This is a genomic window from Pseudomonas sp., assembly GCF_030150285.1.
Classification (GTDB): domain Bacteria; phylum Pseudomonadota; class Gammaproteobacteria; order Pseudomonadales; family Pseudomonadaceae; genus Aquipseudomonas.
The window spans coordinates 1-13,817 of sequence record NZ_JASLGE010000023.1; the positions used below are offsets into that span (position 1 = coordinate 1).

At 58.9% G+C, this 13,817-nt stretch carries 15 protein-coding genes; 9 read left to right on the forward strand and 6 right to left on the reverse strand.

The window, feature by feature from the left end:
* The first annotated feature begins 71 nt into the window (after positions 1-71).
* Positions 72-305, forward strand: a complete 234-nt coding sequence (gene rpmB / locus Q1W15_RS03855) for a 50S ribosomal protein L28 (RefSeq protein ID WP_019410280.1) — start codon at positions 72-74, stop codon at positions 303-305.
* Positions 306-316: 11 nt separating this feature from the next.
* Complete coding sequence (gene rpmG, locus Q1W15_RS03860) at positions 317-472, forward strand: 50S ribosomal protein L33 (RefSeq protein WP_003437824.1); 156 nt, start codon at positions 317-319, stop codon at positions 470-472.
* A gap of 93 nt (positions 473-565) precedes the next feature.
* On the opposite strand, the gene Q1W15_RS03865 is transcribed toward rpmG, so the two are convergent.
* Both Q1W15_RS03865 and Q1W15_RS03870 read right to left on the reverse strand, forming a co-directional pair.
* Positions 566-1,150, reverse strand: coding sequence for a hypothetical protein (locus Q1W15_RS03865; RefSeq protein WP_300722311.1), 585 nt, complete (start codon positions 1,148-1,150; stop codon positions 566-568).
* A 181-nt stretch (positions 1,151-1,331) separates the two neighbouring features.
* The gene (locus Q1W15_RS03870; RefSeq protein ID WP_300722323.1) at positions 1,332-1,694 is read right to left on the reverse strand and encodes a cupin domain-containing protein; all 363 of its coding nucleotides are present in this window, start codon (positions 1,692-1,694) and stop codon (positions 1,332-1,334) included.
* A 236-nt stretch (positions 1,695-1,930) separates the two neighbouring features.
* On the opposite strand from Q1W15_RS03870, the gene Q1W15_RS03875 reads away from it, so the two are divergent.
* Together Q1W15_RS03875 and Q1W15_RS03880 are read left to right on the forward strand one after the other, a co-directional pair.
* A complete protein-coding gene (locus tag Q1W15_RS03875) occupies positions 1,931-3,424 on the forward strand; it encodes an aldehyde dehydrogenase (protein WP_300722335.1) in 1,494 nt (497 codons plus the stop codon).
* A gap of 148 nt (positions 3,425-3,572) precedes the next feature.
* Complete coding sequence (locus tag Q1W15_RS03880; RefSeq protein WP_300722366.1) at positions 3,573-4,718, forward strand: MFS transporter; 1,146 nt, start codon at positions 3,573-3,575, stop codon at positions 4,716-4,718.
* Positions 4,719-4,790: 72 nt separating this feature from the next.
* Here Q1W15_RS03880 and Q1W15_RS03885 read toward each other — a convergent pair whose 3' ends face one another.
* Both Q1W15_RS03885 and Q1W15_RS03890 read right to left on the reverse strand, forming a co-directional pair.
* The gene (locus Q1W15_RS03885; protein ID WP_300723422.1) at positions 4,791-6,326 is read right to left on the reverse strand and encodes a phospholipase D family protein; all 1,536 of its coding nucleotides are present in this window, start codon (positions 6,324-6,326) and stop codon (positions 4,791-4,793) included.
* Between the two features lie 30 nt (positions 6,327-6,356).
* Entirely contained in the window at positions 6,357-7,784 is a 1,428-nt protein-coding gene (locus tag Q1W15_RS03890) for a PLP-dependent aminotransferase family protein (protein WP_300722383.1), read from the reverse strand.
* Between the two features lie 169 nt (positions 7,785-7,953).
* Between Q1W15_RS03890 and Q1W15_RS03895 the strand changes: the two genes are divergently transcribed.
* On the forward strand, positions 7,954-8,187 hold the full coding sequence (locus tag Q1W15_RS03895; protein ID WP_300722400.1) for a DUF1127 domain-containing protein: 234 nt from the start codon (positions 7,954-7,956) through the stop codon (positions 8,185-8,187).
* 104 nt (positions 8,188-8,291) lie between these two features.
* Here the strand turns inward: Q1W15_RS03895 and Q1W15_RS03900 are convergent, their stop codons facing one another.
* A complete protein-coding gene (locus Q1W15_RS03900) occupies positions 8,292-9,593 on the reverse strand; it encodes an FAD-binding oxidoreductase (protein ID WP_300722416.1) in 1,302 nt (433 codons plus the stop codon).
* Positions 9,594-9,742: 149 nt separating this feature from the next.
* Between Q1W15_RS03900 and Q1W15_RS03905 the strand changes: the two genes are divergently transcribed.
* Positions 9,743-10,096: a YkgJ family cysteine cluster protein gene (locus Q1W15_RS03905; RefSeq protein ID WP_300722433.1), complete on the forward strand. Its 354-nt coding sequence runs from the start codon at positions 9,743-9,745 to the stop codon at positions 10,094-10,096.
* Positions 10,097-10,340: 244 nt separating this feature from the next.
* Here Q1W15_RS03905 and Q1W15_RS03910 read toward each other — a convergent pair whose 3' ends face one another.
* Positions 10,341-10,829 (reverse strand): AsnC family transcriptional regulator, encoded by a 489-nt coding sequence (locus tag Q1W15_RS03910; protein ID WP_300722449.1) that lies wholly within the window; start codon positions 10,827-10,829, stop codon positions 10,341-10,343.
* 156 nt (positions 10,830-10,985) lie between these two features.
* Between Q1W15_RS03910 and dadA the strand changes: the two genes are divergently transcribed.
* From dadA to alr, 3 genes are all read left to right on the forward strand, one after another.
* The gene (dadA, locus tag Q1W15_RS03915) at positions 10,986-12,287 is read left to right on the forward strand and encodes a D-amino acid dehydrogenase (protein WP_300722460.1); all 1,302 of its coding nucleotides are present in this window, start codon (positions 10,986-10,988) and stop codon (positions 12,285-12,287) included.
* Positions 12,259-12,612 (forward strand): RidA family protein, encoded by a 354-nt coding sequence (locus Q1W15_RS03920; protein ID WP_300722468.1) that lies wholly within the window; start codon positions 12,259-12,261, stop codon positions 12,610-12,612. Before dadA ends, Q1W15_RS03920 begins: the two co-directional genes overlap by 29 nt.
* A gap of 100 nt (positions 12,613-12,712) precedes the next feature.
* Positions 12,713-13,786: an alanine racemase gene (gene alr / locus Q1W15_RS03925; RefSeq protein WP_300722480.1), complete on the forward strand. Its 1,074-nt coding sequence runs from the start codon at positions 12,713-12,715 to the stop codon at positions 13,784-13,786.
* The last annotated feature ends 31 nt before the right edge of the window (positions 13,787-13,817 follow it).

Below are 13,817 nucleotides of genomic sequence, written 5' to 3' on the forward strand. Positions count from 1 at the left end.
GCGCCAAATGACTGAGAGATTAAGCGGCCAACCCATGCCGGGTTGGGCATGTGGTTTTAGAGGGCTGAGGCATGTCGAGAGTCTGTCAAGTTACCGGTAAGGGTCCGGTGACTGGGAATAACATTTCCCACGCAAATAACAAAACCCGTCGTCGTTTCCTGCCGAACCTGCAGCATCACCGCTTCTGGGTTGAAGAAGAGAAACGTTTTGTGCGTCTGCGCGTATCTGCTAAAGGCATGCGTATCATCGACAAGCGTGGCATTACTGTCGTGCTGGCCGAAATCCGCCGTGCTGGCAAGATCTAAAGGAGCTAATCATGCGTGAATTGATCCGTTTGGTGTCGAGCGCTGGTACAGGCCATTTCTACACCACTGATAAGAACAAGCGCACCACTCCGGACAAAATCGAAATCAAAAAATTCGATCCGCGGGTTCGCAAGCACGTGATCTACAAAGAAGCCAAAATCAAGTAATTGGTTTTGTTTCTTACAAGAAAGGCCCGCATCTCACGATACGGGCCTTTTTTGTTGCTTGTGTGAGCGCTCAACACCGTCGCCTGAGCCCCATCATCCTTCTTCCGGGTAAGGGATTGCGACTTCCAGAATTTCCATCGCTAATGTCCCTTTGCCATTTGAGCCTCTCTCACTCAGGTAGGGATAACCTTCATCGTACATTCGTTTGATCACCACCCCACTGGCGCTGGTCAGTTTCACATCGTCAAAAAAGTCGCCGAACCCGATACTCTCAGGGTTAACCGCCCCGAGCTGCCATGTGCCCAAGACACTGCCCCCGTACTCCATAAGCCCCAGTGGTCGGTCATATAGCCCCACGTAGCCATTACGGCTGATATCGAGTTGATAGCCCTTGAAGAAAGGCTCCTTACGCGACAAGGGAACACACCGCACATCGTAATAATACTGGCCCGACTCAACGTAACAGCCGAACCAGAAATCCATCTTGATCACGGCCTTGGACAGCACCACACCGTGGTATCGGGTGTAATCGTCGTAGCCCGCAAACAGCCAGCCATCATTGTGCTTAAAAGGGGTGCCTGCATCATAGCCGGCACCCACCCGGTGCAAGATGGCTTGCGACTCCTGCCAGTAAAGCGTTGCCCTGAAACTGTAGGCCTGCTTGAACACAAAACTCATATGACGCTCCTTGTCCGGCGAATGAAAGCGGCTTCTACCGCCCTCAAAGCGTGGCTCAAATGCGCCTTGATGTTCTGGCAGGAACGCTACGGCGGGGTGAAGCCTGACCAGGGAAGTGCCCACACAAAAAAGCCCCGCCGTCTTTCGATGGCGGGGCTTGCGAACGCTCTAGTTCAGCGCTTCAGGGCTTTTGTTCAAAGACGACGTATACCTTCTTACAGGGTTCGAGCACTTCCCATGTCCCTTTGAACCCCGCCGGGATGACAAACCGGTCACCCACGCGCAGGGTCTTGCTGTTGCCTTCCTGATCGCGCAAAACAGAAACGCCCTGCAAGATTTCACAATACTCATGCTCGGTATAAGACACTGTCCACAAGCCCAGCCCACCTTCCCAAACGCCAGCGTTCATTTGCTCGCATGGGCTATGGTAGTGGTTGTGGATAACTTGTTCGGGATCGCCCTTGAGTACCTTCTCCGGCGACGGGCGAAAGCGTTCAGTCTGAGTGGTGGCGGTACCAAAATCGACGACAGTTTCGATGCTCATTGCGCTTATCCCCCCGAAATGACAGTGCGTACGGTTAGCCAAAACAGAGTCTATGTTTATTAAAACGAACAAGCCATGGCGTTTGCGAGACCCGTGTCAAATATATTGAAAGTCTGCGGGCCACTGGTTTAGGGTGGTACGTGCCTGGTGCCAGTCACGCTTGTTGACTGGCCAGCATTCCTGACGCGCCCCATCAAACGTGGCGCGTTTATTTTCACTGAGAGGAGGACACTCGAATGACCACCCTGACGCGTGCTGATTGGGAACAACGGGCCCAGCAGCTGAAAATCGAAGGTCGCGCCTACATCAACGGTGAATACACCGACGCGGTCTCCACTGACACATTCGAGTGCCTCAGCCCGGTCGACGGCCGCTTGCTGGGCAAGGTCGCCAGCTGTGATGCCGCTGACGCCCAGCGCGCCGTCGAAAACGCGCGCAAAACCTTTGATTCCGGTGTCTGGTCGCGCCTGGCTCCGGCCAAACGCAAGGCCGTCATGATCCGTTTTGCCGGGCTGCTCAAGGCTCACGCCGAAGAACTGGCCCTGCTTGAAACTCTGGACATGGGCAAGCCGATCAGCGATTCCCTGAACATCGACGTGCCCGGTGCGGCGAATGCGCTGAGCTGGAGCGGTGAAGCCATCGACAAGATTTACGACGAAGTCGCCGCCACCCCGCACAATCAGCTGGGCTTGGTGACCCGCGAAGCCGTCGGCGTCGTGGCAGCCATCGTCCCGTGGAACTTCCCCCTGATGATGGCCTGCTGGAAGCTGGGGCCTGCGTTGTCGACCGGTAACTCGGTCATCCTCAAACCGTCTGAAAAATCCCCGCTGACCGCCATTCGCATCGCGGCGCTGGCCGTGGAAGCGGGCATCCCTGCCGGTGTGCTGAACGTGCTGCCAGGTTACGGTCACACCGTTGGCAAGGCGCTGGCCCTGCACATGGACGTCGACACGCTGGTGTTCACTGGCTCGACCAAAATCGCCAAGCAACTGCTGATTTACTCCGGCGAATCCAATATGAAGCGCATCTGGCTGGAAGCCGGTGGCAAGAGCCCGAACATCGTCTTCGCTGACGCGCCGGACCTGCAAGCCGCAGCAGAATCCGCAGCCAGTGCCATCGCGTTCAACCAGGGCGAAGTGTGCACTGCAGGCTCGCGCCTGTTGGTCGAGCGCTCGATCAAAGACACCTTCCTGCCATTGGTAGTCGAAGCCCTCAAGGGCTGGAAACCGGGTAACCCGCTGGACCCGGCCACCAACGTCGGCGCACTGGTCGACACACAGCAGATGAATACCGTGCTGTCGTACATCAAATCCGGCCATAGCGAAGGCGCAAAACTGGTCGCCGGGGGCAATCAAATCCTGCAGGAAACGGGCGGTACTTACGTTGAGCCGACCATTTTCGACGGTGTTAGCAATGCGATGAAAATCGCCCAAGAGGAAATCTTTGGCCCGGTCTTGTCGGTGATCACGTTCGACACCGCCGAGCAAGCGATTCAAATTGCCAACGACACGCCTTACGGCCTGGCTGCGGCGGTGTGGACGGCAGACATTTCCAAGGCGCACCTGACCGCCAAAGCCCTGCGCGCTGGCAGCGTGTGGGTCAACCAGTACGACGGCGGTGACATGACCGCGCCGTTTGGCGGCTTTAAGCAGTCGGGTAACGGCCGTGACAAATCGCTGCACGCGTTCGACAAATACACCGAGCTGAAGTCAACCTGGATCAAGCTGTAACACACCTCGCGTAACACCCTGTGCAAGCCTGCCCCTGCTAACCCCTGCGGGAGCGGGCTTGCCCACGATTCAGGCAACCCGGTTTGCTTGATGCGCCGCGTTGGAAAGATCGCGAGCACGCTCGCGCCTACAGATAGGTGGCATGCACATGCGTTGGGCGACGTATTTCGCCGTACTGGCCTCGGTGCTCAGTGTTGGCTTGGCACTGGGCGTCAGCATGCCGCTGGTGTCGTTCCGGCTAGAAGGCTGGGGCTATGGCGGCTTTGCCATTGGTGTGATGGCGGCTATGCCGGCTATCGGTGTGCTGGTCGGTGCCAGCATCGCCAGTAAGCTGGCCGCACGCTTTGGCACGCCCGGGCTGATGCGCCTGTGTTTGTGGTGCGGAGCGCTGTCTATTGGCCTGCTGGCCCTGTTGCCGAGCTACCCGATCTGGCTGGTGCTGCGCCTGTTGATCGGGGTCGTGCTCACCGTCATTTTTATCCTCGGCGAAAGCTGGATCAACCAACTGGTGGTCGAACAATGGCGCGGCCGCTTGGTGGCGCTGTACGGCTGCGCGTATGCCTTGAGCCAGCTGTCCGGGCCGTTGCTGCTGGGGCTGGTGGGCTCTGAAAACGATTACGGTTTCTGGATCGGCGTCGCCTTGCTGACGCTGGCACCCCTGCTGTTGATGGGCCGAGACGGCGCACCGACCACGGAGTCGTGCAGCGTGACCTTTAAGGACTTGCTGGCCTTCTGCCGAGGTTTACCCGCTATCGCCTGGGCCGTGGCGCTGTTCGCCGCCTTTGAGGCGATGATCCTGACATTGCTGCCCATCTACTGCCTGCGCCAAGGGTTTACCGCCGACATTGCGCTGGCGATGGTCAGCACCGTGGTGGTGGGCGATGCGCTGTTGCAACTGCCCATTGGCGCGCTGGCCGACAAGCTGTCACGCCGCTCACTGTTTACCGGCTGCGCAGTGCTGTTGATGCTGTCCAGCCTGGCGGTGCCACTGTTGCTCGATACGCTGTTGATCTGGCCGTTGTGGGTGGTTTTCGGAGCCAGCGCGGGCGGTCTGTTTACCCTGTCGCTGATTCTGATTGGCGAGCGTTACCGTGACGACGCTCTGGTGCGGGCCAATGCCCACGTCGCGCAACTGTGGGGCATCGGCTGCCTGATCGGCCCCCTGGCGGCCGGGGCGGGTAGTCAGTGGATCAGCGGGCATGCGCTGCCGCTGTTTATGGCCGCCGGGGCTTTTGGGCTGGTGATATTGGTATCGCGCCAAGGTGCTTTTGGTGCGGAACAACAACCTGCATAACCCGAAAACCATACCTTGCAGGAGCCGCCGGTAGACGCTCGATTGCTCGCGATTTTTTAATCCATCGCGGCGCTACAGCATCTTCTCCAACCCCACCTGCTTGCTGACCCACGCATTGAGCCGACGCCACCAGTTGCCCGGTTCGTGCGTGAGGGTATGCAACTGGCCATTGTCTTCGGTCAGCCATACCAATTTGCCCTGCTGCAGCCTGGGCTCATAACTCAAGGCGGGCTGCATGCCCTGAAGCGCCAGGTCGCGAGCCTGGGCGGCCAGTTGCGGGCTGTCCACCAGCACACCGACCTCGGTATTCCACAAGCCCGAGCGCGGGTCGAAATTGAACGAGCCGATAAACGACTTCTGCTGGTCGAAGATCATGGCCTTGCTGTGCAAGCTCGAATCCGTACTCATACTGGTCTTGAACAGGTGCGGCCCGCTGCCGCCCGTGCTACCCGGTTGGCGGCGCAACTCGTACAACTTGACCCCATGCTCCAGCAAGGCCTTGCGATAAGGCGCGTAACCACCATGCACGGCCGGCACGTCGGTGGCCTCCAGCGAGTTGGTTAATAAGCGTACATCTACCCCGGCATCCGCCCGGCCAGTGAGGTACACCAGGCCGGTTTTTCCCGGCACAAAGTAGGCCGACACCAGAATCAATTCTTGGGTGACGGCCGAAAGGTCAGGTGCCAGTTGTGTGGTCAGCAGCAGGTGCGGGTCGGGCTCATCCTTGGCCAGCACCTTGCTCGGAGCGTCCCATAACGCCTGGTTCCAGGCCCAGATCAGCTCATCGCGCCACACGTCCAGTTGCGGGTGGGTTTCGTAGGCAGCCAGTTGTTGGTACAGCTCGGGATCGTGTTGTTGCGCCTTTTTCAGTGACACCCTTAAGGCCTGGCGCGCCTTGGCCAACTGCGGTTGAGTGAGGCGCATCGAGACAAAATCCCCGATGGGCTGGCTCAAGGCGCTGTTCCAGTATTGGTCGAAACTGTGCCCCAACTGTTCGGCCACCGGGCCAACACCCAACAGGTCAATGTCGGTGAAGTTGAGGTCGGGCTGAGCGTCGAAATACTCATCACCCAGGTTACGCCCGCCCACAATCGCCGCACTGTTATCGGCAAGCCACAGCTTGTTGTGCATGCGCCGATGCTGACGCGACAGATTGAACAAACGGCCCATTGCGCGGGTAACGCCCGTGCTGCGACCCAGTTGCAGCGGGTTGAACAGCCGTATCTGAATAGACGGGTGGGACGACAGGGTCGCCAGAATATCGTCCAGGCCATCACTGCTCGTGTCGTCGAGCAAAATCCGCACCCGCACCCCACGATCAGCCGCTTTGAGCACTTCATCGATGAGCATGCGTGTACTCAAGCCGTCATGAACGATGTAGTACTGCAGGTCCAGGCTGCTCTGGGCATTGCGGATCAGTTCCGCCCGGGCCCTGAACGCCTCGCTGCTGTTGGGCAACAAGCGAAACCCCGAACGACCGTTGTAAGGCTTTGCCTGGGCCATGATCGAGCGGCCGAAGGACGACTCGGACGCGGGTAACGACTGACTCGGTTCACGGGGGACATCCAAAGAAATACAGCCTCCCAATAACAGCGCGAGCAACACCATCCAGAGTGATTTCAACGTGCGGCGCCCTGTTCAACTCTCAACGGTTTCGGCCAACAACGCGCAGGCCGCCACACCGACCTTGCGCACTGCGTCTTCAAGCTGAAGTGTAGGCTTGGCCGCGTAATTCATTCGCAAACAATTACGATATTTACCCGACGCCGAAAAAATGCTGCCCACGGCGATTTGCACGCCTTGCTCCAACAACACCCGATTAAGGCGCAGGCTGTCAAACCCGGCGGGCAATTCCAGCCACAACAGAAAGCTGCCCTGAGGCCGGCTGGCGCGGGTGCCTGGGGGAAAATAACGGCTGACCCAGCCCAGCATCAGGTCACGATTACGCTGGTACTGCATGCGCATCTTGCGCAGGTGCGGCTCGAAATGGCCGCTTTTCAAAAATTCGGCCACCGCCAGTTGCGGTTGCGGGGCGGTTGAGCCGGTGCTGATGTATTTCATGTGTAACACCCGCTCCAAATAACGCCCCGGTGCCACCCAGCCGACACGCAGGCCGGGGGCCAGCGTCTTGGAAAACGAGCTGCACAACAGGACGCGGCCGTCATCATCAAAAGATTTAATCGTGCGCGGGCGAGGGTACGTGTAGGCCAGTTCGCCATACACATCGTCTTCGATAATGGCCACATCAAAACGTTGCGCCAGCGTCACCAATGCCCGTTTGCGCGCCTCGGACATGATATAGCCCAACGGGTTGTTGCAACTGGGCGTGACCTGAATGGCCTTGATCGGCCATTGCTCCAGCGCCAGTTCCAGAGCTTCAAGGCTGATGCCGGTCAGCGGATCCGTCGGAATCTCCAAGGCCTTCATGCCCAGCCCTTTGAGGGTTTGCATCGCACCGTGAAAACTCGGTGAGTCCACGGCCACAATGTCGCCGGGCTCACACACCGCGCGAATGCTGCACGACAACGCTTCGTGGCACCCGGTGGTAATCACCAGTTCCTCCGGCCCCAACTGGCACCCAGAATCGAGGAGCAGGCGCGCCAGTTGCTCACGCAGGGCCAGCACCCCGCACACATTGTCGTAATACAGCCCGGGCAAATCGAGCCGCCGACTGATGTGCGCCAGGCTGCGTAGCAACGGCTTGAGCGTCGGCGTCGCAACATCCGGCATACCACGCCCAAGTTGAACCACGTCTTTTTGCGGCACCGAGCGCACCAATTCCAGCACCTGCTCCCACTGCGATATTTCCACTGGCCTTTGTGCAGGTTTGCCCACGCCCGGTAACGCGGGCAGCTCACGCTCCATAGGCACAAAGTAGCCCGACTTGGGGCGAGGGGAGGCCAGGCCTTTGTCCTCCAGCAACCGATACGCCTGCTGCACCGTGCTCAGGCTGACGCCGTGCTCGGCGCTTAGCGCCCGTACTGAAGGCAGGCGGTCGCCGGGCCGATAAAAGCCTTGTTCGATGCGCGTACCGAGCATCTCGGCAAGCGTGACGTAGAGGGTCATGGCAGAACTCTTAAGAGGTTAACCCATACAGATGGCCCAAAAAGCGAGGATTCAGCGCCGGAAAAGTCGAATCTGTATGCAAACAAAAACCATTTTTTGAATCTGTCATGGTTTTCAGGGCAGGGCCATCATGCTGACTCCGGGTAATCGAGTCAAAAGGAACTGCCTGATGAATGATCTGAGCGATGTACGCCTGACACTTCGCACCGCGCAATTACAGGCCGGGCGCGAAACGCCTCGCACGGCGAACACGCCTGCCGACTTCAGCCGCTGGGCATTATTCTGGCATCGCCTGCACACCCGTCACATGCTGAGCAAGCTGGATGCCGACGAGCTACGCGACGTGGGCCTAAGCCGGCAGCAGGCACTGCAGGAAAGTGGCAAACCGTTTTGGCACCCATAAGCCCGCAGAAACTGTCGGAGCGAGCTTGCTCGCGATCGTTTGATCTTGCGCCGTCCAGTGGAAGATCGTAGGCAACCGCTCCCTCGGCGGACGGAGCATGACCATCAGCGCAGCTCTTTAAGCCGATGCCACAGCATCCCCAATGCCAGCAGCGGGGAGCGCAAGTATTTGCCGCCAGGAAAGGTGATGTGCGGGACTTTGGCGAACACGTCAAAGCCATCACTGTGCTGGCCGCTGATGGCCTCCGCCAGCAGCTTGCCCGCCAGGTGGGTAACGTTGACCCCATGGCCCGAATAGGCCTGGGCGTAAAACACGTTGAGCTGATCGTGAAGGCGACCAATCTGCGGCAAGCGATTGGCACCAATACCGATCATGCCGCCCCACTGATAATCGATCTTCACATTCTTCAGGTGCGGGAACACCTCAAGCATTTTCGGGCGCATATAAGCGCCAATGTCCTTCGGATCACGCCCTGAATAATGACAAGCACCGCCGAACAGTAAACGGCGATCCGCTGAGAGGCGGTAGTAATCCAGCGCGACACGCTGATCACACACGGCCATGTTCTGCGGCAACACCGCATGCGCTTGGGCTTCGCTCAACGGCTCAGTGGCAATGATGTAACTGCCGGCGGGCAGCACTTTGCCACTGAGGTGAGGGTTCAAGTCCTTGAGGTAGGCGTTGCACCCCAGCACCAGACTTTTGGCCCGCACGGTTCCCTGAGCCGTGTGCACCCGTACTTCGGGCCCGTAATCAATGCGCGTTACCGCTGAGTGTTCAAACAATTGAACGCCCAGTTGCACAGCGGCGGCGGCTTCACCAAGCGCCAGGTTCAGCGGGTGCAGATGCCCCGAACCCATGTCGACAAAACCGCCCACATAGCGGTCCGAACCCACCACACTGCGCACTTCATGGGCTTGCAGCAAGCGGGTTTCGTGACGATAGCCCAGGCCGCGCAATTCTTCGGCTTCCTCGGCAAAACCGTCAAGGTCACGGGGTTTGTTGGCCAGATCGCAATAACCCCACGTCAGATCGCACGCAATATTGAACCGTTCGACGCGCTGGCGGACGATCTCTACCGCCTCCAGCCCCATCAGCTTCATCTGCCGCACACCTTCCTTGCCGACGATGCCCTCAAACTGATCCAGGCCATGGCCCACACCACGGATCAGTTGCCCGCCATTGCGGCCGCTGGCCCCCCAACCCACTTTATGGGCTTCCAGCAGAATCACACTCATACCGCGCCCGGCCAGTTCCAGCGCCGTGTTCAAGCCAGAAAAACCGCCCCCCACCACGCACACATCCGCCACCTGCTCGCCCTGCAACACCGGATGATCAGGCTGCGGCAGGCTACTGGCGGCATAATAAGAAGCGGTATGTTGGCTGCGCTGAACCGGGGCGTTCATGTGCGTCATCCTGATGAGGGGTGTTTGGAAAATTTTACGAAGCATAAGCCGTGCCATTCACACAGGGCAAGAACAGCCCAATGGCGCTGTCTAGGGTCGGGGTTTTCAGGCAGACTCAGTGCCCTTTTTTCAATCGTGCAAGGCTTCAAATGAGCTGCAACAGTCACAAGATCCGCTTTCTCAGGCAGCAAATCCCGTCATTTGAATGCGTGCCGGGTTGCCATGACTGCTGCGGCCCCGTGACCACCTCCTCCGAAGAAATGGCGCGCCTGCCGCGCAAGACCGCAGCCGAGCAAGAAGCGGCGATGGACGAATTGAACTGCGTGCACCTGGGCCCGAACGGCTGCACGGTGTATGAGGAGCGGCCACTGATCTGTCGCCTGTTTGGCACAACGCCCACATTGCCGTGCCCCAATGGCCGGCGCCCGGTCGAGATGATTCACCCAAGCGCCGAGAAACTGGTGCATGACTACATTGCCAGCACCCGCCAAGTGCTCGTCTGACACACCGTCTAGGTGTGTTGGTCTCTTTGTGGAGCGCGCTTGCGCGTGATCGGTTGAGGGTTAAAAGATCGCGAGCAATCGAGCGTCGACCGGCTGCTCCTACGGATGGCAGAGTTTGTAGGAACGAGCTTGCTCGTGATCTGTTGATCTGGCTTTTGATCCAAGGGCCCCCAAACCACGCTGGCCGAACGCAGGTTTTGCGCAGTGGCACGGCGTAAAGCCGGTACCTTATACAGGTGAACGGTCAATCCGGAATCGGCAGGCACAGGCTTTCTTTGACTTCTTCCATCACGATATAGCTCTTGGACTCCCGTACGTGCGGCAATTTGAGCAGGATGTCACCCAGCAATTTGCGATACGACGCCATTTCAGAAATACGCGCTTTGACCAAATAGTCGAAGTCACCCGACACCAGATGGCACTCCAGCACATGGGACAGTTTCAATACTGCACGTCGGAACTCTTCAAAGGTGTCGCCGGACTTGTAGTCGAGGCTGATCTCCACAAACACCAGCAAGCTGCCCTGCAGGTGCTGCGGGTTGAGCCGGGCGTTATAACCCATGATGATCCCTTCACGCTCCAGCCTGCGCACACGCTCGGTGCAGGGCGTAGTCGACAACCCCACCTTCTCCCCCAGTTCGGTAAATGAGATCCGGCCATCGGCCTGCAGCAACCGCAAAATATTGCGATCGATCTTATCCAGCTCACGCTTTGTCTGATGATTTGTACGCATAGGAGATTCTCCTTTGTCAAAAGCGTTTCGGCCGAGAATTGTCGCCAAATATAGCTGGTTATACAGTGAAACTCACTGGCTAATGCTTCATATACTGCGCCCATCTTCGCTTTGAACAATAAACGTCTGCGGCTGGCCGCGATGAGGGTAATAAATATGCGAGTTATGGTATTGGGTGGCGGCGTTATTGGTACTGCCAGCGCCTATTATCTGGCCCGGGCCGGTTTCGACGTGGTTGTCGTAGACCGTCAGCCAGCCGTTGCAATGGAAACCAGCTTCGCCAACGCCGGCCAGGTCTCACCCGGCTATGCCTCGCCCTGGGCCGCACCCGGCGTTCCGCTCAAGGCCGTCAAATGGTTACTGGAGCGCCACGCACCGCTGGCGATCAAGGCCACAGCCGATATCGACCAATACCTATGGATGGCGCAGATGCTGCGCAACTGCACCGCCAGCCGCTATGCCGTGAACAAAGAGCGCATGGTGCGCCTGTCTGAATACAGCCGCGATTGCCTCGACGAACTGCGCGCCGAAACCGGCATTGCCTACGAGGCCCGTAACCTGGGCACAACCCAGTTGTTCCGCACCCAGGCGCAACTGGACGGCGCGGCCAAAGACATTGCGGTTCTTAAAGAGTCAGGGGTTCCCTTCGAGCTGCTCGACCGCGCCGGCATTGCCCGGGTTGAGCCCGCACTGGCCAGCGTTACGGGCATTCTCGCCGGTGCCTTGCGCCTGCCGAACGATCAAACCGGTGACTGCCAGATGTTCACCACCCGCCTGGCTGAAATGGCGAAAAACCTGGGGGTTGAATTCCGCTTCGGCCAAAACATTCAACACCTGGACTACGCCGGCGACCGTATTAATGGCGTGATGATTGACGGCAAGCTCGAAACCGCCGATCGCTACGTGCTGGCATTGGGCAGCTATTCGCCGCAAATGCTCAAACCGCTTGGCATCAAGGCACCGGTATACCCGCTCAAGGGGTATTCGCTGACCATTCCGATCACCAACCCGGACATGGCCCCGGCGTCGACGATTCTCGACGAGACCTACAAAATCGCGATCACGCGGTTCGACAACCGCATTCGCGTGGGTGGCATGGCTGAAATCGCCGGCCTTGACCTGTCGCTGAACCCGCGCCGGCGCGAAACCCTGGAAATGTGTGTCAACGACCTCTACCCGCAGGGCGGCGACCTGAGCCAGGCGAGCTTCTGGACCGGCCTGCGCCCGGCCACGCCGGACGGCACGCCGATTGTGGGCGCGACCCCGTTCAAAAACCTGTTCCTGAACACCGGTCATGGCACACTCGGCTGGACCATGGCCTGCGGCTCCGGTCGCTTCCTTGCTGATGTGATGGCCAAAAAGACCCCACAAATCAGCACCGAAGGCCTCGATATTTCTCGCTACGGCAATCACCAGGAGACTGCAAAACATGTCAATTCAGCGCCAGCTCATCAATGAGCGCATGAGCCAGATCGTGACGCATAGCGGCACCGTTTACCTGTCCGGGCAAGTCGGTAACGACATGAACGCAGGCGTAGAACAGCAAACTCGCGAAACACTGGCCAACATCGAGCGCTTGCTGGACCTGGCGGGTACCGATAAAAGCCGCATCCTGTCGGTCACCATCTACCTCAAGGACATTGATGCCCACTTCGTGGGAATGAACAGTGTCTGGGACGCGTGGTTGCCAAAAGGTACCGCGCCAGCCCGCGCGACCGTGGAAGCCAAGCTGTGCGAGCCGGAAATTCTGGTCGAACTGTCTGTCGTGGCCGCCCTGCCTTAAGGGTTTAGCGCCAGTAGCATCCCTCTTCCGGCGCAGCTCGCGGTTTACGCTGCGGGCCAGCGCCGGTTTTTTATACAACAGCCGTTAGAAGCCCACCGACATGCGTCCAGCCCGTGCCCTGATCGACCTTCAAGCCCTGCGTCATAACTACCAACTGGCCCGCGAAGTGACCGGGGCCAAAGCCCTCGCCGTGATCAAGGCCGATGCCTACGGCCACGGTGCCGTTCAGTGCGCCCAAGCCCTGGAAGCCGAGGCCAACGGGTTTGCCGTCGCCTGTATCGAAGAGGCACTGGAACTGCGGGCCGCCGGTATTCGTGCGCCGATTCTGTTACTGGAAGGTTTTTTTGAAACGGATGAGCTGCCACTGATCGTCGAGCATGATTTTTGGTGCGTCGTGCATTCGTTGTGGCAGCTCGACGCTATCGAGCAGGCTCGGCTCGCCAGGCCGATTCAGGTGTGGCTAAAACTCGACAGCGGCATGCACCGTGTCGGCTTGCACCCAAGCGATTACCAGGCCGCTTATCAACGCCTGCAATCAAGCGCCAACGTGACAAAGATCGTCTTGATGAGCCACTTCGCTCGCGCTGACGAACTGGATTGCGCGCGCAGCGAAGAACAACTCGCGGTGTTTCAGGCGGCCCGTCGCCAGTTGCCGTGTGAAATCAGCCTGCGCAACTCTCCGGCCGTGCTCGGCTGGCCGCATGTACCCAGCGACTGGGTACGCCCCGGGCTGATGCTGTACGGGGCCAGCCCTTTCGAAGTGACCCAAGCCAATGCCGCCCGCCTGCAGCCGGTCATGACCCTGGAGTCCAAAGTGATTGGCGTGCGCGAATTACCCGCTGGTGAACCGGTAGGCTATGGCGCTAAATTCATCACACCCAAGCCCATGCGCATCGGGGTCGTGGCGATGGGATATGCCGACGGCTACCCACGCCAGGCACCCACGGGCACCCCCGTGCTGGTCGCCGGTGTGCGCACTCAATTATTGGGCCGGGTGTCGATGGATATGCTGTGCATCGACCTCACAGACGTGCCGCAAGCGGGCCTGGGATCGACGGTTGAGTTATGGGGCAAACACATCCTTGCCAGTGAAGTGGCCGCCAAGGCCGACACTATTCCTTATCAGATTTTCTGCAACTTGAAACGCGTGCCACGCGTCTATTCCGGCAGTTGATGGGGCGTATGCCATAAATGGAGCCCATGGG

Coding starts and splice junctions, on each gene's coding strand:
- Q1W15_RS03890 (WP_300722383.1), bottom strand. CDS start 7,784: ATGACCCTCTACGTCACGCTTGCCGAGATGCTCGGTACGCGCATCGAA.
- Q1W15_RS03920 (WP_300722468.1), top strand. CDS start 12,259: ATGTCAATTCAGCGCCAGCTCATCAATGAGCGCATGAGCCAGATCGTG.
- Q1W15_RS03870 (WP_300722323.1), bottom strand. CDS start 1,694: ATGAGCATCGAAACTGTCGTCGATTTTGGTACCGCCACCACTCAGACT.
- Q1W15_RS03885 (WP_300723422.1), bottom strand. CDS start 6,326: ATGGTGTTGCTCGCGCTGTTATTGGGAGGCTGTATTTCTTTGGATGTC.
- Q1W15_RS03875 (WP_300722335.1), top strand. CDS start 1,931: ATGACCACCCTGACGCGTGCTGATTGGGAACAACGGGCCCAGCAGCTG.
- rpmG (WP_003437824.1), top strand. CDS start 317: ATGCGTGAATTGATCCGTTTGGTGTCGAGCGCTGGTACAGGCCATTTC.
- alr (WP_300722480.1), top strand. CDS start 12,713: ATGCGTCCAGCCCGTGCCCTGATCGACCTTCAAGCCCTGCGTCATAAC.
- Q1W15_RS03865 (WP_300722311.1), bottom strand. CDS start 1,150: ATGAGTTTTGTGTTCAAGCAGGCCTACAGTTTCAGGGCAACGCTTTAC.
- Q1W15_RS03895 (WP_300722400.1), top strand. CDS start 7,954: ATGAATGATCTGAGCGATGTACGCCTGACACTTCGCACCGCGCAATTA.
- dadA (WP_300722460.1), top strand. CDS start 10,986: ATGCGAGTTATGGTATTGGGTGGCGGCGTTATTGGTACTGCCAGCGCC.
- rpmB (WP_019410280.1), top strand. CDS start 72: ATGTCGAGAGTCTGTCAAGTTACCGGTAAGGGTCCGGTGACTGGGAAT.
- Q1W15_RS03880 (WP_300722366.1), top strand. CDS start 3,573: ATGCGTTGGGCGACGTATTTCGCCGTACTGGCCTCGGTGCTCAGTGTT.
- Q1W15_RS03905 (WP_300722433.1), top strand. CDS start 9,743: ATGAGCTGCAACAGTCACAAGATCCGCTTTCTCAGGCAGCAAATCCCG.
- Q1W15_RS03900 (WP_300722416.1), bottom strand. CDS start 9,593: ATGAACGCCCCGGTTCAGCGCAGCCAACATACCGCTTCTTATTATGCC.
- Q1W15_RS03910 (WP_300722449.1), bottom strand. CDS start 10,829: ATGCGTACAAATCATCAGACAAAGCGTGAGCTGGATAAGATCGATCGC.